12 protein-coding genes are annotated in these 19,361 nt (G+C 65.5%); 3 read left to right on the plus strand and 9 right to left on the minus strand.

Annotation, left to right across the window (positions count from 1 at the left end; genetic code table 11):
• Positions 1-26: 26 nt before the first annotated feature.
• The 4 genes from JN531_RS03045 to JN531_RS03060 form a co-directional block, all read right to left on the minus strand.
• Positions 27-1,001 carry a FecR family protein gene (locus JN531_RS03045; RefSeq protein WP_228347384.1) on the minus strand — a complete coding sequence of 325 codons (975 nt, stop codon included), beginning with the start codon at positions 999-1,001 and terminating at the stop codon, positions 27-29.
• A 14-nt stretch (positions 1,002-1,015) separates the two neighbouring features.
• A complete protein-coding gene (locus tag JN531_RS03050; protein ID WP_228347385.1) occupies positions 1,016-1,588 on the minus strand; it encodes an RNA polymerase sigma factor in 573 nt (190 codons plus the stop codon).
• 246 nt (positions 1,589-1,834) lie between these two features.
• Positions 1,835-2,395: a DUF2726 domain-containing protein gene (locus JN531_RS03055; protein ID WP_228347386.1), complete on the minus strand. Its 561-nt coding sequence runs from the start codon at positions 2,393-2,395 to the stop codon at positions 1,835-1,837.
• 683 nt (positions 2,396-3,078) lie between these two features.
• The gene (locus JN531_RS03060; RefSeq protein ID WP_228347387.1) at positions 3,079-7,734 is read right to left on the minus strand and encodes a TonB-dependent receptor; all 4,656 of its coding nucleotides are present in this window, start codon (positions 7,732-7,734) and stop codon (positions 3,079-3,081) included.
• Between the two features lie 437 nt (positions 7,735-8,171).
• Here JN531_RS03060 and JN531_RS03065 point away from each other — a divergent pair, with 437 nt between their 5' ends.
• On the plus strand, positions 8,172-10,658 hold the full coding sequence (locus JN531_RS03065) for a S8 family serine peptidase (protein ID WP_228347388.1): 2,487 nt from the start codon (positions 8,172-8,174) through the stop codon (positions 10,656-10,658).
• 125 nt (positions 10,659-10,783) lie between these two features.
• Here JN531_RS03065 and arsC read toward each other — a convergent pair whose 3' ends face one another.
• The 3 genes from arsC to thiC are packed head-to-tail and all read right to left on the minus strand — an operon-like array spanning position 10,784 to position 13,450.
• Complete coding sequence (arsC, locus tag JN531_RS03070; RefSeq protein WP_228347389.1) at positions 10,784-11,128, minus strand: arsenate reductase (glutaredoxin); 345 nt, start codon at positions 11,126-11,128, stop codon at positions 10,784-10,786.
• A 12-nt stretch (positions 11,129-11,140) separates the two neighbouring features.
• Entirely contained in the window at positions 11,141-11,536 is a 396-nt protein-coding gene (locus JN531_RS03075; RefSeq protein ID WP_228347390.1) for a hypothetical protein, read from the minus strand.
• A 24-nt stretch (positions 11,537-11,560) separates the two neighbouring features.
• Complete coding sequence (thiC, locus tag JN531_RS03080; RefSeq protein ID WP_228347391.1) at positions 11,561-13,450, minus strand: phosphomethylpyrimidine synthase ThiC; 1,890 nt, start codon at positions 13,448-13,450, stop codon at positions 11,561-11,563.
• Between the two features lie 509 nt (positions 13,451-13,959).
• Here thiC and JN531_RS03085 point away from each other — a divergent pair.
• Positions 13,960-15,258 carry an ammonium transporter gene (locus JN531_RS03085; RefSeq protein ID WP_228347392.1) on the plus strand — a complete coding sequence of 433 codons (1,299 nt, stop codon included), beginning with the start codon at positions 13,960-13,962 and terminating at the stop codon, positions 15,256-15,258.
• Positions 15,259-15,266: 8 nt separating this feature from the next.
• A complete protein-coding gene (locus tag JN531_RS03090; RefSeq protein ID WP_228347393.1) occupies positions 15,267-15,887 on the plus strand; it encodes a hypothetical protein in 621 nt (206 codons plus the stop codon).
• A 63-nt stretch (positions 15,888-15,950) separates the two neighbouring features.
• Here JN531_RS03090 and JN531_RS03095 read toward each other — a convergent pair whose 3' ends face one another.
• Both JN531_RS03095 and JN531_RS03100 read right to left on the minus strand, forming a co-directional pair.
• A complete protein-coding gene (locus JN531_RS03095; RefSeq protein ID WP_228347394.1) occupies positions 15,951-17,321 on the minus strand; it encodes a DUF1329 domain-containing protein in 1,371 nt (456 codons plus the stop codon).
• Positions 17,322-17,340: 19 nt separating this feature from the next.
• Positions 17,341-18,969: a DUF1302 domain-containing protein gene (locus tag JN531_RS03100; RefSeq protein ID WP_228347395.1), complete on the minus strand. Its 1,629-nt coding sequence runs from the start codon at positions 18,967-18,969 to the stop codon at positions 17,341-17,343.
• Positions 18,970-19,361 lie beyond the last annotated feature (392 nt).

The raw sequence follows: 19,361 nt of genomic DNA on the forward strand, positions 1-19,361 counted from the left end.
CCGGGGGCAAGCGCCGGCCGCCGCAGTCAGCCGTCGCGACGGGTCAGGCGGATCTCACGACGGTCCGGGCTGTACGACACCTGCACCGACATCTCCGCCCGCAGCGCCGCCGCCAGGTTCTCGGCATCGCCGGTGACAAAGGTGCCGCTGACCGTCAGCGCCGACAGCGAGGGATCGACGATGCGGATCTGTGTTTCGGCATAGCGGTTGACCTCGCGCACGGCCTCAGCCAGCGGGGTGGCGCGGAACAGCAGGCGGCCGCGGGTCCAGCTCATCACCGCTTCCTCGTCCACCACCTGGCGGCGCACCTCGGGCACTTCGGCGGTAAAACGCAGCTGCTCGCCGGGGGCGACCTCGATCTGCTGGGCCACCTCCGGGCGGTCGACCACCACCCGCCCTTCCAGCAACGTCACCTGCACCTCGGCGGCCTCGCGACGGACGGTGAACCGGGTACCCAACGCGGTCACGCTGCCGCTGCCCGCCTGGACCAGAAACGGCCGATCGGCGTCATGCGCCACGTCGAACAGGGCTTCTCCCTGCAACAGGTGCAGCGTGCGGCGCTGCTCGCTGTAGTCCACCCGCAGCCGGGTATCGGTATTGAGGGTGACCGTGGAACCGTCCGCCAGGGCCAGCACGCGCTGTTCCCCCAGGGCCGTGCGATAAGTGCCCGGCGGGTTCTGCCACAGCCAGAGGGTGCCCAATGCCAGGGCCGCCACGGCGAGGCTGGCGGCCAGCGCCAGCGGCGCACGCCAGCGCCGAGGCGGCGCCTGCGTGGCGCCCAGGGTCTGCTGCATCAGGGCCCGTATCTGCGGCATGTCGCGGGTTTCGCCCACCCGCCCCCACAGCGCCTCGACTTCGGCGAAGGCTCGGGCGTGGCGCGGGTCATCCTTCCAGTGGCGAAACGCCACCCGCTCCATCGGACTCACGTCCGGATCGAGCATACGCGTGAACCAGCGCTCGGCCTGGGCCTGAATCTCGACGGGGGCGGATTGACGGGTCATATGCTGATAAACGCCTAGCGGGTCGTTTCGCCCACCCGCTCGCGGATCAGGGCGAGCGCGCGGGTGATGTGCTGGTCCACCATCGAGGTGGAAATGCGGCAACGCTCGGCGATCTCCCGATGTCGCAGGCCATGAAAGCGGCTCAGCACGAACACCTGACGGCAGCGTTCCGGCAGGGTTTCCACCGCGGCCACGATCAGGGACATCTGTTCATCGTGGGCCACCTGCTCGTCCACTGGCAGTTCATCGGCCTCAAGATCGAGATCATCCACCGCCACCGTGCCGGCGGTGTTGTGGGTGCGATCCTGCCGACCGCGGGAGAACGCGAGGTTGATGGCGATGCGGAACAGCACCGCCTTGAGGCTTTCGGGGTCGCGATTGCGGTAGCGCCAGGCGCGGATATAGGTCTCCTGAGCCAGGTCGTCGGCATCCTGCTCATTGCCGAGCCGTCGTTGCAGAATCCGCAGCACGGCCGGGTGATGCTCCCGATAGGCCGCCTCGAATGCCGCCCGCTCGCCCGCCGCGGTCGCGCTGTCCCGCTCGATGTCATCCATGGCACCCGCCAGAAAGGGCTGCGGCGTGTTCATCCGGTTCTCCTCCAAGCCGGGGACCGGGTCCGACGCGTGGGTATCCCCCCACTTTCATGTCGTCGCGGTACCCCACTGGCCAGCCTCTGACCTGCGGCGGCAGTCTGGCGCATCGCAATGCCCGACCGCCAGCGCCACAGACATGCGGGCCGGTCTTCCGTTACCTCATGGGGAGTTAAACGCTTCGGACGCGCTTTACCACAGGCCCTGATGGTGCACTTTTTTGGTGCACTTCGAGAATGTCCCTCAGCGTTCGCGGGGCTCGAACGGCTCAAGGGGTTCCAGCGGCAGCAACGGCGGCCGCTTGGTATCCACCGCCAGCGTCAGGCCGACAATGGCATTGCGCATCTGCTCGGTGGTCGGAAGATTGAAAGTGTTCCAGCGAAACAGGCGAAAGCCGGCATCCAGCAGCGCCTTTTCCTTGCGGATGTCCGCCTCGGTGCGTTCGATTTCGTCTTCGAAGCCGTCTTCCAGATCGATCACCGCCACCGTGCGGAAACTGCGATCGCAAACCACGAAGTCGGCCGACAGGTCCTGGATGCGGCGCTGCCACTGCAGCGCCTCGGCACCCCGCACGAAGCACAGCTTGCTCAACGACACCTGGCTGAGAATGATGTGTTCCGGCAAGCCTTCCAGCAGCGAGAAGAACACCGCCTGCTCAAGGTCGCCCAGCGGCCGGCGACGGCGGTACGGCCAATGGCCGCGCTCAACGCGCTGCTGCTCGCGACGGCGCTGCCAGAACCACAGGCCTGCCCCGCCTGCAGCCAGCACCACCACCATCGAAACCGCGAGCACAATCCACCACATAAAGCCTCCAACGCGCCTTCACCGACCCAAGGGGGGGCAGTACGGCGCTCCATACCCAATAAGACGCATAAGCCAGCAAAAACCGCACCACATCGAGCAATTTTTACGCCATCGAAAGCGGATATTCGTCACATTTTTGTGACATGGACTCCAAATCCGGGCGCGCAGCATGCCGGATTGGGCCGGCTACGCCAAACTGACAGCAGCGATCACATCGTCGTGGCGGCTGACATCATCCGCCATCGCGATACGGTTGAATCATCAAGATGGGTCTTCAGGCCTTCAGACGAGCGAGCGCACCTGTCTCTCGCGGGATGAGCACTTCGCCCGAAGGCCGGGAGACACCGGGCCAAGAAGAAGAGGGCGCCTGCGCGGCAGCGTTGGACAAAAGGCGCGCGCAGTGGTTTCGTTGACTACCGCTACGACGATCTCATCGTGTCGCTGGGCAGCCAAGGTCACCGGTGTCCGCTTTCAATCTGTCGTCCAGGGCCCGGGATGATCTGGAAGCGAGGGAATGCCGTGCTCGAGCTTTTAGCGGCAACCCCATCCGACTGGCAGGGCCCTCGAGAGTGGGGGCGCCACACGGCGCCAACGATCGAGACGACAGCGGTTTGGCAGCGCCGTCCCTCGGCGACGAGCCGCATGTGCTCGCCACCGAGGGATGGAATACCCGTTGGATTTCCTCAACCGCCGAAGCCGATCCCCAGTTTCAGGGTCGGACCCTCGATCGTGCGGTCGTAGGTCTTGCGTTCTTCCACGCCACCATCAATGGCGTCGATGTAACGCTCCCAGCGGTAACCCGCCGACAGGCTCAGGCTGTTCACCCGATAGCTCAGCCCCAGCGTCGCGCCCACCATCGGCACCGTCTCCGAGGTGCTGCGGCGGGTGCCGGGCACAGTGCGTTCGGTAATGGCTGTCGGCGTTTGCGGCGGCGCCTGGAAGCCGCTGGCCTGCACGGCCGTCCAGGCGTAGTACCACTCACTTTCCTCGCTGTCGGCGATATCGGTGGTCTGACGACCGAACAGGGCCCCACCGCTCAACGACCAGTCCAGTTCCACCACACCCGACTGCGGGTTGCCGAACAATGGCGAGGCGGCACTCCAGGTCAGCAGCGGGCCGGTGCCGTCGAAGCCGCGCCGGGCATCAAAGTCGGCCTGATACACGGTGTGGGTCACCGGCCGCTGGCCGACAAAGAAGACGTCGACATTCTCGGGAATCATCCAGTCCGGCACCCCTTCCAGCGCCGCCTGGGTCTGCGAGATCAAGCGCGCCCGCCGCACTGCCAGCTCGACACTGGACCGCGAGAAGGTGCTCAGCTCCAGATCCCGGCGGATCGCCACATCAAACAGACGATAGCTTTCGGAGGCCCGCATCTCGGCCGCCACCCGGTTGGTACGAGAATAACTCTGCAGATCGATCCAAATCGGCGCCGGAATAGGATTGGTGCACTGTGCCTCGAAGGAGCCGCCTACCAACGGGCAGAAGGGCTCGGTCTCCCAGGATGCGCCGCCCGCCACCGAGTGGCGCAGATTCCCCTGACGATAGCCCACCGACAGTGTCCACGGCCCCGCATCGGGCCGCCAGCCGAGCTTGATCTCGCGGGTCTGGCCCCAGCCCAGGTCGGCGCTCTGCACACCCTCAGCGATATCCAGCGGTCCGGAGAAGGCGTCATAGAAGGTCGGCAGCGCCGCCGTATTGTCAGCATCCACCCGTTGCACCTGCCCGCCCACTTCCAATTGCAGCGGCCAGCGATGACCCGCATCAAACCGCCGCCCGAAGTTCCCCAGGGTCGACCCACCGCCCCAGTTCTTGGTCACCCGCAGGCCGAACAGTCGCGGCTCGGTGAGGAAGATGTTGGTGGTCAGGCCGGTGTCGTCGGAATTGAGGAAGGCGCCGGAGATGGCGGTTTCATCAAACACGTTCTTCACATAGGCCATCACGTTCCAGCCCGAGGCTTCGTTCATGAAGATCGCCGCCACGTTGGCCGTGTAGTAGTCGTCCAGGCGACTGAACTCATGGTCGTTGAAGATGCGCCACCAGGACTCGGACTGCCAGTGCAGATCGGCATGCAGGGTCATCAACCAGGCATTGCCCAGCGGCAGGATGTAGTCGCCCGTCAGGGTCAGGGTGTAGTTGGGGGCATTCGGCAGTTCGTTGCCGGACAGATCCTTGGCGAAGCCTTCACCGTTGTTGGGGGCGGTGGCGGGATCCCAGCCGGGATAGTTGGGGTGATACTGCAGCGTGTTCGAACCTCCACCCACGGTCGGATCTGGCACGTAAGGGAGGTTGGTGACCGGGTCATTGCCGTTCAGATAGGCAATCTCACAGCCACCGGGACCACCGCCACCAACGCTTCCGAGTCCGGTGGGGCCCGGGACAAGGTCGCTTGTGAACTCACTCTCCCGCTTCAGCCCACCGAAAAGCCACTCCGGCAGGATGCAACTGGAGGCATAAGTTGGGAACGGCCGCACCACCACCCAGTCGTCGTTACCGGCGGTGCGGTCCATCAGGTCGATGGCCTTCTCACCATCGCCGATACGGGTCTTCTGGTAGCCGCCCTTGAAGCCCAGCCGCAGGTTGTCCAGCGCGTACCAGTCGGTCTCGAGTTCGAAGCCCCAGATTTCGGCATCAAAATTCCGGTTGAAAGCGGAGCGATCCACGATCTCGGAGATCTGGTAGTCGTGGTAGTTGTAGTAGAACGCCGCCATATTGACCGTCAGACGGCCGTCCATGAGGGTGTTCTTGGTACCAATTTCGTAGGCGTTGATGAACTCGGGCTCAAAGGTCCGCGGCCGCGTCGCCGAGACGGCACCCAAGCCCTGCGCCTGGATGGGATCGGCATAGTAGGTATAGACGAACCCCGGCGGGTTGGATCCCCCCGCCTTGTAACCGCGGCTGAAGGACCCGTACACCAGGGTCTCGTCAGTGAAGCCGAGATCGGGCTTCCAGTCGAGCACGATGCGGCCGGTGGGCTCGCGCCAGGTTTGCGAAATGACTTCGGCGGTCGGGTAGCCGACCGTCAGTGACGCCAGGGTCCAGCTGGGGATGCGCGGGGCATCCTTTTCATCTTCCGACCAGCGCGCGCCCACCGTCAGCTTCAGGTCGGGCGTGATGTTGTAGTAGGCCTCGCCGAATATCGCCTGCGAGTGCAGGGTGTAGGGGTTGCGACTGAGGAAGTAGTTATGGCCCTTGTCATTGAGACTGCCGATGGGATTGGGGTCCATGTAGACACACTGGGTGACCCCGTAGACCTCCGCCGGATCGCCCGGCGCATAGCCATTGGGCAGGCAGACACCGTTATCGGTCACCCCTGCGATATATGGCAGGCGTTGGGAACTTGGGTTCGGATCGCCGAAGGCGGCAATCATGCTAATGGAATTGAAAAAGACGTAATACTTGTCTTCAGTGGTATAGCGCAGATAGTTGGCGCCCAGACTGAAGTTGAACGGCCCGTCGAAGTCCGAGGCAATGCGCAGTTCCTGGCTGAACTGGCGCGATTCAGCGGTGGAGATATCCACTGCCACCAAGCGATCAGAGCACCCGAGTTGAGGATCACAGAAGATTCCCCCGTCGGGGCCGAGTTGTAACACCCCTTCTCTTAGATTTTCCACTTTCGTGGTATCGGCATTCAACCAAGCTCCCGGCGCTGTATTGAAGCGGTTGAAGTCCTGCAGCGAGTAGACAAAATCATCGCTGTAGGACGTCTCCGAGCTCAGGGTCAACGCATCGGTCAGCGCGATGTTGATCTGCAGCTCGCCGATATCGGCCTTGGCGCGGTACTCGGGATTGATGGTGGACTCGATGGTGCGGAGGCTCTGCTGCTGCGTGGTGCTGAGATAGGGATCGTCCAGCGCGATCGGCAGTCCGATACCCGCCAACGGCACGTAGTAGGGCAGCATCACACCGTTGGGGGTCTGAAGGGAGTCGGCTGAATACAGTGAGCCCCGCTTACAGCCCTGGCTCAAGGTCGCCTGAATCCCGGAGTACAACTGGAAGGCTTGCCCCGCGTTGGTCAGGTGCTCGAAATAGTCGACGTCATACCCCGCCACATTGGTCACGACATCCTTGTCGCAGAGCTGCTTGCCGGAACGCAGGCGGTCATCGTCTTCTTCGAAGTGCTCCCAGATCAGGTTGGCTTCAATGATGTCGTTGGGCTTGAACCGCAGCGAGGTGCGCGTGGACCACAGGTCCCGCCCGTCGATGGGGCTGTCGGTGATGGCGTTATCGGCGTAGCCGTCACGCTTGGTCCAGGCGCCGGCAAAGCGCAGGGCCACGGTGTCTTCCACCAGCGGCAGGTTGATCATCTGCTCGATGCGGTGGCTGTTGTAGTTGCCCATGTCCACCGACGCGCGCGCTTCTGCGTAAAAACTCGGCTTGGCAGTGATCAGGTTCACCACCCCGGCGGTGGCATTGCGGCCATAGAGGGTACCCTGCGGTCCACGCAGTACCTCGATGCGCTCGAGATCGTAGAATTCCTGCTCGAAGAAACGGTTGCGGACAAACGGGGTGTTGTTCATCGCCACCGCCACCGCGGGATCGGTCGTCGCCGAGATGGCCTGGGTGCCAATCCCGCGGATCTGGATCGAATAGCCCGAGAAGTTGGTCTTGGTGAACGTCATGTTCGGGACCTGGGTGATCAGGTCCGGCCCGCCTGCGATCTGACTTTTGGTCAGGTCTTCCATGCTGAAGGCACTGATGGCAATCGGCACGTCCTGCAGCCGCTCCGACTTCTTCTGTCCGGTGACAATGATCTCTTCCACCCCGGCGCGGCGGGCAATTTCGACGCTGGCCGTGGTGGACTGCCCCGGCGCGGCGATGCCGAGATCGATGCTGTCATCCCGCAGCAGAGCGGGGTCGGGCTGGTCGTCGAGCAGTGCAAGGTCAACGCTGACAATGCCGGCTTCGGCATCCACGCCGATGTCGGCGGCCTTGCGCAGCACCAGGGTTTCTGCGTTTACCGAGACGCCGACCAACCCCGTGCCCTCCAACAGCAGCTGCAGCGCCTGGGCGGCGGACAGCTCACCGCTGACAGCGGGCGTGCTGACGTCCTCGGAAATCTCGGGGCTATACAACACCCGCAGGCCGCTTTGCTCACCGAAGCGGTCGATGGCGTCGGCCAAAGAACTGGCCGGGATGTCGAAGCGGGCGGTGACGCCGGGCGCCAGTGCCGAGGTGCGGGTTTCCACCGCGTCGACCTGGGCCTGAGCCTGGGCGACCGGCAGCCCGACCAATGGCAATGCCAGCAACAACATGGCGATGCCATGCTGTAGCCGGGGCATACGGGCGGGGGTTGGGCGCGCGCGGACACGGCCGAGTGCATCGGGGGCTTTTCTCTTCATATCTCCCATCCAGGTTTTCGCTGATGTGAGTGGCGGCGCTTCCTCCCAGAAGTCACCTTTGCCGCCAGTCTTCAGAGTAATAAATGCCTGAGGGGGGATTTACCCCATGTTGGGGGGCGCCGTTGGCGCCCCGGGAATCGAGAATCGGGAGTCGGGAATCGTAGAAGCAGCAGCAACAGCAACAGCAACAGCATTACTCTCGCGGAGCCGCTGAGATCGCGGAGAACGTCAAAAGCGTTTCAAGTGACTATTTCCGCTGTCGTTTTTCTCTGCGTGCTCTGCGTTCTCTGCGAGAAACCGCCTTTGACGTTGCTTCTACTCGGCACGCATCACTCAACTCTCAGCACTGTCTTATGGAACCGTTGGTCCGCTGCCTGCGTCCGTTCCCCACAGCATTCCGTATGATCAGAACGGTTCTTGACCATGGATGGCAGGCAATGATGAAAGTGACTTGGGCACTGGCTATGGCGGCGGCTTCCGTGCTGCCAGCGGCATGGGCGGTGACGCCCCAACACCCCTTGGCACCGCATGTGCCGGGCGAGGTGATCGTGCAGTACCGGCCGGGGGCGGTGCTCGGCAAGTCATCGGCCGCCTGGGGCCTGGAGAAGCGTGCGACGCTGGCCGAAGGCGCGGCGGCGCTGTTTGCGGTGCCGGCCATCACCGATGTGGCATCCATGATCGACGCGCTGGCCGACGACCCGGCGGTGGCCTGGGCCGAACCCAACTATCTGCGCTACCCGCTGCAAACTGCCACGCCCAACGACCCCCTGTTCGGTGACCTGTGGGGCCTGCAGAACACCGGTCAGGCCAACTTCGTGCCTGGCCCGGGCGCGCCGGTCAGTGTGGTGGGGGCGGACATGAACCTGCTGGCGGCCTGGGACCCGGCCGGTGACGGCAGCTTTACGCGCACCGGCGACCCGTCGGTGGTGGTGGCGATCATCGATGACGGCTTCGAGATCGGCCATGCCGATCTGGCCGACAACTTCATCAGCGCCGCTGGCTATGGCGACCCGCGCCCGACCAGCAGCGAACAAAACCACGGCACGCTGGTGGCGGGCTCGCTCGGTGCCATCGGCAATAACGGCCGCGGCGTGGCCGGCACCACCTGGCGCAGTTCGTTACTGCCGCTGCGGGTGGGCTCCAGCAGCGGCGGGCTGAGTTCGGCCGACATCATGCGGGCCATCGAATACGCACGTGACAACGGCGCTGACATCATCAACGCCAGCTTTGGCGGGCCGGGATATTCGCAGACCGAGGAGAACCTGATCCGCGGTCTCGCTGATCGCGACATCCTGTTCGTGGCGGCCGCCGGCAACGACGACGCCAATCTGGACTTCGGGCGACTGGCCTACCCGGCGCTGTACGACGCCCGCAACGTGATCGCGGTGGCCGCCACCAACCGCCAGGACGATATCGCCAGCTTCAGCATGTACGGCCCGCTCAGCGCGGACGTGGCGGCGCCCGGCCTGCAGATTGTCACCACCGCGGTGGGCGGTGGCTATGTCACCGGTAATGGGTGTGGCAGTGGCGGCAATTGCGGCGTCTCGGGCACCTCGTTTTCGGCGCCCTACGTCGCGGGTATCGCGGCGCTGCTGAAAGCACATGTCAGCCCAACGCCGGGCTGGCGCGAGATCAAGGCGCGGCTGGTGGAAAGCGGCGATTCGCTGGGCAATGCCCGCGCCCGCAGCGCCGGTGGCCGGGTGGATGCGGCAGCGGCGCTGGACATGAGCCCACGACCTTCACTGACGATCGACACGGTCACGCTGGACGACGGCAATAACGGGCGGCTCGACCCCGGGGAAACTCTCGACGTGGTCGTCACCGTGTTCAACGGCTGGATGCCCGCCAGCAACGTACAGGCCAGCCTCAGCGCACAGGGGCCGGTGACGGTGAACGACGGCACCCTCAGTCTCGGCAGCATCGCGGCCGACGGCACGGCGCAGGCGCGGTTCAGCGTCACCGTCGGCGGCACGCCAGGACAGTATGAGGAGGTGATCTTCACCCTGGCCCTGAGCGCGGACGGTGGCTACAGCACCCAGCGCAGTTTCATCCAGGAGGTGGCGCTGCTGCCGCTGGGCATGACGGTGAATCCCAGCTTCCAGATCGGCCTGCCCGACCCCGACGCGCTCTACGACGAGTTCCACACCTGGCATCTCGATGTGCCGAGCAAACCGGCCGGCACCCACACGCTGGTGGTGCGCAGCCGCACCGCCAACGAGATCGACATTGATCTGCTGGGGCGCGCCGGCAGCGCACCGCGCTACCTGATCACCCTCAATCTCGACCCCAACATTCCGACCAATCGCGGGTTCTTCTGCACCGGCACCACCGCCGGCTGCCAGGACCCGAACACACTCGTCGGCGGTCGCTTCGACGGCAACGAGGCCAACACCTTCGTGCTCACAGATGGCACCAGCTTGCCGCAGAGCTTCTATTTCACGGTGGTGAACTTTGCCCAGGCTGCCTTCGGCTACGAGTTGAGCGCCAGCCTCGAGGCGGGCGACCTGCGCCCAGCGCCGTTCAACTTCGAACCCGCCACCCAGGTCCCGCCCGGGCAGCTGGCAGTGTCCAATGTCATCACCGTCAGCGGCATCACCGCGCCGACCTTCGCCTATGCCGGCAACGGCCAGATCAGCGTCAACAATGGCCCCTATGTCACCGACACCACGGTGGAGAACGGCGACACCGTGCGGGCGCGCGCGCTGTCACCGGCCAGTGGCACCACGCGGGCGGATGTCACCATCGGCGGCGAAGAATCATCGTTCATCGTCACCCCCGGCGCGGTGGTGCCCGGCCCCGGCGTACCGGGTCCGCTGCCCTCCGGCGGCGGCGGGGCGCTGTCGTGGTGGATGCTCTGCGCCGCCCTCATTGGCGTGGCGAGCCGCCGAGTCACCGTAGTCATCGGGAGACCACGGAGCGCCTGATGTCATCGCGAGGGGCGCAGCCCCGCGGCGGCGATCTCATGTCGAGGGCAGTGCGGGCAGTGCCGCCAGAACGAGATTGCCACGCCCCCTGCGGGGGCTGGCAATGACGGGGAACGGGCCGCCCCTCAAAGCACCGCCAGCACTGCCTCCGGCGGGCGGCCGATGGCGGCCCGCGAGCCGACGACGAGGATGGGCCGCTCGATCAGCACCGGGTTGTCGGCCAGCAACTGCAGCCAGGCCTGACGCGAGCGATCATCGCCCGGGTTCAGGCCGAGCGCCTTGGCGGCGTCCTCCTTGAAACGCACCAGGCTTTCCGGCCCGGCGCCGAGGGCGGTGCAGATGCGGTCCAGCTCGGCAACCGTGGGCGGGGTTTCGAGGTAGCGCACCACCTCGGGCGCATGGCCACGGTCCTGCAGAAGTTGCAGGGTCTGACGCGACTTCGAGCACCGCGGGTTGTGATAAAGCTTCATCGCCGCGCGGCCCTAAAACTGGATGCGTCCGCCGCCCGCCCCCGGCGGCAACCCGCCAGCCGGACCCCCCTGCCCCGGTACCAGGATGGAACTCGCCTGCTCGCGGCGCATGCGTTCCATCTCTTCCATCATGTTCTGGATGGCGGCCTTGGCGGCGTCGGGGAATTTCTCCAGCGCCTCGTTGACGCTGGTGGCGTCGATGGCGAAATTCAGCGGCAGCGCACCGGCCTGGGTCATCAGCGTGGCGTGGCCTTCATATTCCACGGGCCGGCTCGGGTCGTCGGCACCGTCGGCGGTCACCGGCACCAGACGGCGCAGGGTGCCAACCCGACGGTCGGTTAAGCTGTCTTCGCGGAACAACTGGGTGGTGTCGAGGCGGATATCGGGCAAGCCGGAGGGGTCAGCCATGGCGGTTCTCGTTGGGGATGGGTGTCAGGCCTTGCGGTAAATGTCGGCACCGGCCTGTTTGAACTCGGCGGCCTTTTCAGCCATGCCGCTGGTCAGGGCCGCCTGTTCATCGGCCCCGATTTTAGCGGCATAGTCGCGCACGTCCTGGGTAATCTTCATCGAACAGAAGTGCGGCCCGCACATGCTGCAGAAGTGCGCCAGCTTGGCGCCTTCCTGGGGCAGCGTCTGGTCGTGGAATTCGCGCGCTTTTTCGGGGTCCAGCCCGAGGTTGAACTGGTCTTCCCAGCGGAACTCGAATCGGGCCTTGGACAGGGCGTTGTCGCGCACCTGCGCGCCGGGCAGGCCCTTCGCCAGGTCGGCGGCATGGGCCGCCAGCTTGTAGGTGATGATGCCCTCGCGCACGTCGTTCTTGTCCGGCAGGCCGAGGTGCTCTTTCGGCGTCACGTAGCAGAGCATGGCGGTGCCGTACCAGCCGATGTTGGCGGCGCCGATGCCGGAGGTGATGTGGTCGTAGCCCGGCGCGATGTCGGTGGTCAGCGGCCCGAGGGTGTAGAACGGCGCCTCGAAACAGTGCTTGAGCTGCTCGTCCATGTTCTGCTTGATGAGCTGAATCGGTACATGCCCGGGGCCTTCGATCATCACCTGCACGTCATGTTTCCAGGCGATCTGGGTGAGCTCGCCCAGGGTATGTAGCTCGCCAAACTGGGCGTCGTCATTGGCATCGGCAATGCAGCCGGGGCGGAGGCCATCGCCGAGCGAGAAGCTGACGTCGTAGGCCTTCATGATCTCGCAGATCTCCTCGAAATGCGTGTAGAGGAAGTTCTCCTTGTGATGCGCCAGACACCACTTGGCGAGGATCGACCCGCCGCGCGAGACAATGCCGGTGACGCGGTCCGCGGTCCACGGGATGTACCGCAGCAGCACGCCGGCATGGATGGTGAAGTAGTCCACGCCCTGCTCCGCCTGCTCGATGAGGGTGTCGCGGAACAGTTCCCAGGTCAGCTCCTCGGCCTTGCCGTCGACCTTTTCCAAGGCCTGATAGATGGGCACGGTACCGATCGGTACCGGCGAGTTGCGCAGAATCCACTCGCGGGTTTCGTGGATGTGCTTGCCGGTGGACAGATCCATCACCGTGTCGCCGCCCCAGCGGGTCGACCACACCATCTTCTCCACTTCCTCGGCGATGCTGCTGGTCACCGCGGAGTTGCCGATGTTGGCGTTGATCTTCACCCGGAAGTTGCGGCCGATGATCATCGGCTCCAGTTCCGGGTGGTTGATGTTGGCGGGGATGATGGCGCGGCCGCGGGCCACTTCGTCGCGCACGAATTCGGCGGTCACTTCTTCCGGCAGGGTGGCGCCAAAGGCTTCGCCCCGATGGCGGCGGCGCAGGTAGCCCGCCGCTTCGTAGCTTGCCCGCAACTCCTGCAGCCGGGCATTTTCGCGGATGGCGATGAAATGCATCTCCGGCGTGATGATGCCCTTGCGGGCGTAGTGCATCTGGCTGACATTGGCGCCGCTCTGCGCCCGTCGTGGCGCACGGATATGGTCGAACCGCAGGTGCTCTGCCTTGTCGTCGGCGGCGCGAATGCGGCCGTAGATGGAGCTGGGCCCGCGCAGGGCTTCGGTATCACCGCGCCCTTCGATCCATGGCTGCCGCAGCGCCGGCAGGCCCTTCAGCAGGTCAATGTCGGCATCGGGGTCGGTATACGGGCCGGAGGTGTCATAGACGGTGACCGGCGGGTTGGGCACCAGCCCCTGTTCGCTGCCGGTGGCGCTGAGGCTGATCTCGCGCATCGGCACCCGAAGCCCGCCGGGGCCGTCGACGTAAATCTTGCGGCTGGCCGGAAACGGCCGGCGGACATCGGCCGAGAGTTCCTCGGCGCGACTGAAAATGGTGTCGGGAACAGCGCTCATGGTGATCCTCGCAACCCGCGAGTGAAGACCGGGCGCACAGCCGCGCCACGAAGCCTTCCCTCGCCGGCAATGATTGACGGCCAGGTTCCAAGGGTCTGATCTCAGCCTGCCGCAGCAGGCACCCCCGGCTTGGGCGCTCACGATAGGACAAGGCGGGAGTACGGACAAGGTGACAGGGCCATCGCCTGTCGTCGCGGACCGCGCAGCCACTCCCTGTCGTCACGAGCCGCGAAGCCATTCTCAATCGTCACGGGCCGCGCAGCCACCCTCCCGTCATCGCAAGCCGCGGAGCCTCCCTCCCGTCATCGGGAGCCGCGAAGCCTCCCCCCGTCATCGGGAGCCGCGAAGCCTCCCTCCTGTCATCGCGAGCCGCGAAGCGGCGCGGCGATCTCGTTGTTGAAGGCAGCGCCCGCCAGTCGAGATGGCCACGCCCGCTTCGCAGGCTCGCAATGACAACGCTTGGCCTTCTTCTTGCATCGGCACGACCCACCTTGTACCCGGAGCTAACGATGGTTCCTCGCGCCGCAACGTTTGCGCTGCCCCTTGTCCTGCTCACCCTGCCCGGCGTTGCCTGGGCCGACGGGCCGTTGTCGACGCCCGCAGATATCGCCTGGGTCGCCATCAGCGCTGCGCTGGTGTTCTTCATGCAGGCCGGCTTCGCGCTGCTGGAGGGCGGCACCTCGCGGGCCAAGAACAGCGTCAACGTCATCATGAAGAACTACGCCGACCTCTGTGTCGGTGCACTGGCCTTCTGGGCCGTGGGCTTCGCCGTGATGTTCGGCACCAACCCCAGTGGCTGGATCGGCACCACCGGCTTTTTCTATGACCCGGACACCGGTGCCGACGCCATGTTCTTCGTGTTTCAGGCCATGTTTGCCGCCACCGCGGCCACCATCGTCTCCGGCGCCGTGGCCGAGCGCATGCGCTTCTTCCCCTATGCCCTGGCCTCGGTGGTGGTGACCGGCTTCATCTATGCGGTGTTCGGCAGCTGGGTGTGGGGCTCGTGGATCGAAGGCCAGGGCTGGCTGGCGCAGCTGGGCTTTATCGACTTTGCCGGCTCCACAGTCGTGCACTCGGTCGGCGCCTGGTGTGCGCTGGCGGGCGTGCTGGTGCTGGGCCCGCGGCTGGGGCGTTATGGCCGCGCCGGCGATGTGCGCGCGATTCCCGGCCACAACCTGCCGATGGTGGCGCTGGGCGGCTTCATTCTCTGGCTGGGCTGGTTCGGCTTCAACGGCGGCTCGACCCTGGCAGCCAGCGAGGACGTCGGCGGCGTGCTGCTCAACACGCACCTGGCCGGCGCCGCCGGTTGGGTCGGCGCCACCCTGATGCAGCGGCTGCTGAAAGCGCCGGTGCTGATGAGCCACTCGGTCAACGGCGCCATCGCCGGGCTGGTGGCCATCACCGCCGGCTGCGCCAGCATGAATACCGGCTTCGCGGTGCTGACCGGGCTGATCGGCGGCATGATCATGGTGCTGGGCAGTCGGCTGCTGGATGCCTGGCAGATCGACGACGTGGTGGGGGCCGTGCCGGTCCACGGCTTTGCCGGCGTCTGGGGCACGATCGCCACCGGATTGTTCTATGCCGACGACCTGTTCAACCCGGAGCGGGTGGTGATCCAGGCAGTGGGCGCCTTCAGTGCCTTCCTGTGGGCCTTCCCGGTCGCCTGGGTGTTGTTCTATGCCTTGAAGAAGATCGTCGGCCTGCGCGCCGACACCCTGCACGAGCAGCGCGGCCTCGACTACACCGAGCATGCCGAGATCGGCTATCCCGAGTTCCAGAAAGAACTCACCCACGGTGGACAACGGTGAGCGCGGCTATGAGCAGCCCCAGCCCGATGAACCTGGCCCGGCGCCGGCGTGCGCTGGAAATCGGCCTCAGCGGTGTGCTCGGCGGCGGCCAGCTACGCGATGCCCTGGCCCTGTGGGACGGCACCTATGCGAAGGACCGGGCCAACGCGATGACCGACTTCGCCCAAACCCTGACCGCACAACTGGGGCTGGCACCGCGGCAGGCAGTGGCGCTGCGGTCGGCCCTGTTCCAGGCATTGCTCAAGTACGACGTTCAGCGCGACGCCCCGCCTGCGGGGCCGGCCAGTACCGGCGCCACCATCGGCAGCCCGGCCTACATCGTGTTCCGCGAAATGGCGGTGCGCCTTTTCAATACCGCGGAACACGCCGGACCCGAGGCCCTGCGTGATTTCATCGAAACTGCCGAATCGCCCGAGACCGCCATCCTCTCCGGCGGCCTGCACCAGGGCGATTTCGGGGCCGTCAGCGGCGCCGACGACAAGACCCTGGCGTCCATCCTGCACCGGCTGTATGTGGGCCTGGTCCACGCCGTCGGGCCGGTTGCCGCCGACCGCGGCCTGGCGCGCGCCGTGAGTGCCGCCGAGGCGCTGCCGGCAGCCGTGCAGTTCTCGCCGCAGCGGCTGTTGTAGCGCACCGGGCACAACGAACGAGGCGCCCACCCGTGGCGCCTCGTCCATCACCCCGCGGGGCGATCAGTTGCCTGCACGTCGCACCCCGTCGATGCTGAACTCGCCCGGCCGCGGCTCGCGGCGGTTGAACCGGGCCGAGCTCGGCTCTTCGCTGGTGATGTTCTCGGCGCTGTAGGCGCCCGACAGCAGGTCCTGATAGAAGCTGGCGTTGAGGTAGTAGAACTGGCCATCGTAGGCGTAGGCGGCGGCGTTGTTGGTGACCCGCCACAGCTCGCCGCGACGGTCGTACAGGTCTGCCAGCGACAGCTGCCAGGAGTCCTCTTCGACATAGAACACACGCTTGCCGTAGACGTGCCGGTTGCCGGGCTTCAGGGTGCCTTCCACCACCCAGACCCGTCGCAGCTCCCAGCGCAACGTATCGGGGTTCGGGTGCCCGGTGGTCGAGGTGATGTCGGCATAGGCCGTGGCGGGGTCTTCCAGCCGGTTGGTGTGGAACGGTACGTAGAGCGCCTGCCGCCCCACCAACTTCCAATCGAAACGCTCGGGCGAGCCGTTGAATCCGTTCTGCTCGTCCACTACCCGCGGCCCCACCGGCATCGGGTAGTCGAACCCGACATCCGGCGACTTGCGCAGCCGCCGTGAACCGGGGTCGTACTGCCAGGCCTGGCGCGGTGCGTTGAGAAAGTCGAAGGTGTTGACAGTGAATGACACCTTGCCTGCCTCGCGTGGCGGTGCCTTCTGCGCACTGATGCTCTGCGAATAGACGTCGCCGTCGTTCCAGCCTTCGCGGTCGTTGCCCCGCAGATAGCGATTGAACACCGTCAGCTCGTTGCGGGCCCAGGCCACGGCACCGTTGGGCTGCACATACGCGCCGACATTGGGCGCTTCGAGCATCCAACCGCCCACCGTGGTCATGATGTTGTAGACCACCTCGATTCCGGTCTGCGGGATTGGAAACGCCGGCCCGCCATAGGCACCGACCAGCGTAAGGCCATCGTTGGTGAGGGACGCTTCGGTGGCATTGCGCCGCACGTTCTCGTTGACCGTGTCGCTGTGGCGAAAATCGCGGCGCGTCGGGTACACCACCATGCGATAGGTGTCGGGGTAGCGTGCGAACAGGGCCTTCTGGCCCTCACTCAGGTTCGCCGCGTGCTCGGCCATGTTGGCCGCGGTAATGGTGAGCAGCGGCGCGTCGTCCGGGTACGGGTCGGCATTGCGCTTGCCGTCGTAGTCGACGTGCTCGGGCACCCCCAGCCACTTGCCGCTCCATTCGGGGATGCGGCCGTCCTCGCTGGCAGCGCGCTCGGCGCCGGTGGGGGTCAGCGTGGTGCCGAGTGCGGCGGCGGCTTCAGCCGACACCGCCGAAAATGCGGGCTGGCTGGCCACAAGGCTGATCAAGGCAACCGCCGGCAGGCAGATGAACGTGGTTCTCATGTGGTTTCTCCGTCCGGGTTCAGAAGCTGTACTTGGCGCTGAAGGCCACATGGCTGCGGTCGGCCAGGGTTTTGTTCACCAGATCCGGTGTGCCGCGATAGCCGTTCCATGCGGCCTGCAGTTCAAGGTTGCCGAGGTACTTGCCGGTCACGCCAACGCTGTAGCGCTCGTCGCCCTCACCGGTGAAGCTGCCGAGCGCCCCGGCGATGGCCGGCTTGCCGTGGAACAGGTGCCCGTGCACCAGCGACAGCGTCAGGTCCCAGCCCGGGAACACCTGCTGATACCCGAACTGCGCCAGCAACTGATACGCCGTGGCGGTGTGGCCGTTGCTGGGGGTGTCGAAGGTGGCGCCGCCGACGACGATGGGCTCGACATCCTGAAGCTGCAGCCACGACACCTCACCGAGCACCGTCAGCGTGTCCCACAGCGCCGTCGGCAGCAGCAACCGGGTCAGGCCCAGGTTGGCCTGCAGGGCGTCGGCACGCCCCGGGGTCGGCGAGTTGGTTGGGCCCACATTGATGTTGACGCCGGCGCCTTCACGGTAGGTCAGCTCCCCCGCTACCGCCGTGCCGAGCACCTGCGAGGCGAAGCTGGCGCCGGTCATCTTGATGTCGTCGATGTACACCGCGTTGTAGCCCACCGGCAATGGCTGAAACACGCCGGGCGCCACCTCGATCGGTGTCACCTGGGTGAAGACACCGGTGGGGTTCTTGTCGTGATAGCGGATGTGATGCACGCCCACCTCGGTGGCATCGCCCAGGCGCAGGCGGGTCGACAACCCCCACTGACCTTCGTCATCAGGCTCGATGTCATCCCCGCGCGGCACCCGATCGAGGCCGAACGGCGCCAGCGACGGAATCAGCAGCGTGTTGGCGCCCGGCCCGATGACATCGGTGGAGCTGAAGAAGGCCCCCGCCGGGTTCAGCTCGGTCGACTCCCACTCCCACTGCCAATAGCTGGCGACACTGATCCGTGGCGTCAGCCCCCACTGCAGGTAGACCTGCCCCACCGGCAGCAGAATCTCCTTCACCTCGGTGCCCGGCACGTTCGACTTGGTGGCATCCGCCGGCGACTGCGCGCCACTCATGTTGGGAAAGAACAAGCTCTCGCCCCACGAAATGACCTGGTTGCCAACCCGAACATCCAGCGCCGTCTGCCCGAGGTACCAGGTGCCGTAGGCGTAGGCATCGAGCAGCCGTGCGCGGCCGCCGAGAAACTTGCGTGCCTCATCGGTGAATTCGTTGGGGTCGCCATCCTTGTTGGCCGACGCCGGATTGTCGTGATCGTTGTCGCGCCGGTACACGTTGTCGTAGAAGGCACTGCCGCGGACGAATGCCCCATACTGCTGATGCCGTAAGTGCAACTCGCCGAGCACCGCCAGCCGATTGTTGATCATCGCGCCGCGCGCGAAATTGCGGTTGCCGTCGTCGCCATTGACGTTGCTGTTGAGCGTGGCGTCCGGGTCTTCCAGCCGCCAGGCGGCGCTGTAGGTCAGGTTGGCGAGATAGTCGAGCGAGGTATCAACCCCGAGACCGATGGTGCCTGCCTGTACCGGCGCCGCCATCAGTACCGCCGCGCCCACAACGATGCTGCTCAAAAACGATTGCCCTGCCGCGCGTGCCGCCGATGAATGCCAGGAAGCGTTCATGCGTCTCCTCCGCTGTCTTGCGAATGGTTGTTGTGCGCCCCAGTGGTCCGGGGTCACGCAAACCATGGCAACACCCGTCAGCGGTGTCCTACTCCGTTCGGCCTACGCGATGTGACCGAGGTGTCACATGACGACCAACGCAGTGCCGGGGCCGACGAACGGACTTGGTGGCGGTCATTGCAGGCCGATGCAACCCGGACAGTTGGAATCGCGAGCTTGTGCAGCCCGCTGCTGTCGTCGCGAGCCCGCTAGCCTTGCCTGTTGTCATTGCCAGCCGGCGAAGCTCTCCCTGCTGACATCGCCAGCACGCGAAACCCTCCCTGCTCATCGCCGATCCGCGAAGTCCTCCCTGCTGTCATTGCGGGCCCGCGAAGCGGGCGCGGCAATCTCAT

The organism is Flagellatimonas centrodinii (assembly GCF_016918765.2).
Lineage (GTDB): Bacteria > Pseudomonadota > Gammaproteobacteria > Nevskiales > Nevskiaceae > Polycyclovorans > Polycyclovorans centrodinii.

Coding starts and splice junctions, on each gene's coding strand:
- arsC (WP_228347389.1), bottom strand. CDS start 11,128: ATGAAGCTTTATCACAACCCGCGGTGCTCGAAGTCGCGTCAGACCCTG.
- JN531_RS03050 (WP_228347385.1), bottom strand. CDS start 1,588: ATGAACACGCCGCAGCCCTTTCTGGCGGGTGCCATGGATGACATCGAG.
- thiC (WP_228347391.1), bottom strand. CDS start 13,450: ATGAGCGCTGTTCCCGACACCATTTTCAGTCGCGCCGAGGAACTCTCG.
- JN531_RS03095 (WP_228347394.1), bottom strand. CDS start 17,321: ATGAGAACCACGTTCATCTGCCTGCCGGCGGTTGCCTTGATCAGCCTT.
- JN531_RS03065 (WP_228347388.1), top strand. CDS start 8,172: ATGATGAAAGTGACTTGGGCACTGGCTATGGCGGCGGCTTCCGTGCTG.
- JN531_RS03100 (WP_228347395.1), bottom strand. CDS start 18,969: ATGAACGCTTCCTGGCATTCATCGGCGGCACGCGCGGCAGGGCAATCG.
- JN531_RS03085 (WP_228347392.1), top strand. CDS start 13,960: ATGGTTCCTCGCGCCGCAACGTTTGCGCTGCCCCTTGTCCTGCTCACC.
- JN531_RS03055 (WP_228347386.1), bottom strand. CDS start 2,395: ATGTGGTGGATTGTGCTCGCGGTTTCGATGGTGGTGGTGCTGGCTGCA.
- JN531_RS03075 (WP_228347390.1), bottom strand. CDS start 11,536: ATGGCTGACCCCTCCGGCTTGCCCGATATCCGCCTCGACACCACCCAG.
- JN531_RS03060 (WP_228347387.1), bottom strand. CDS start 7,734: ATGAAGAGAAAAGCCCCCGATGCACTCGGCCGTGTCCGCGCGCGCCCA.
- JN531_RS03090 (WP_228347393.1), top strand. CDS start 15,267: ATGAGCAGCCCCAGCCCGATGAACCTGGCCCGGCGCCGGCGTGCGCTG.
- JN531_RS03045 (WP_228347384.1), bottom strand. CDS start 1,001: ATGACCCGTCAATCCGCCCCCGTCGAGATTCAGGCCCAGGCCGAGCGC.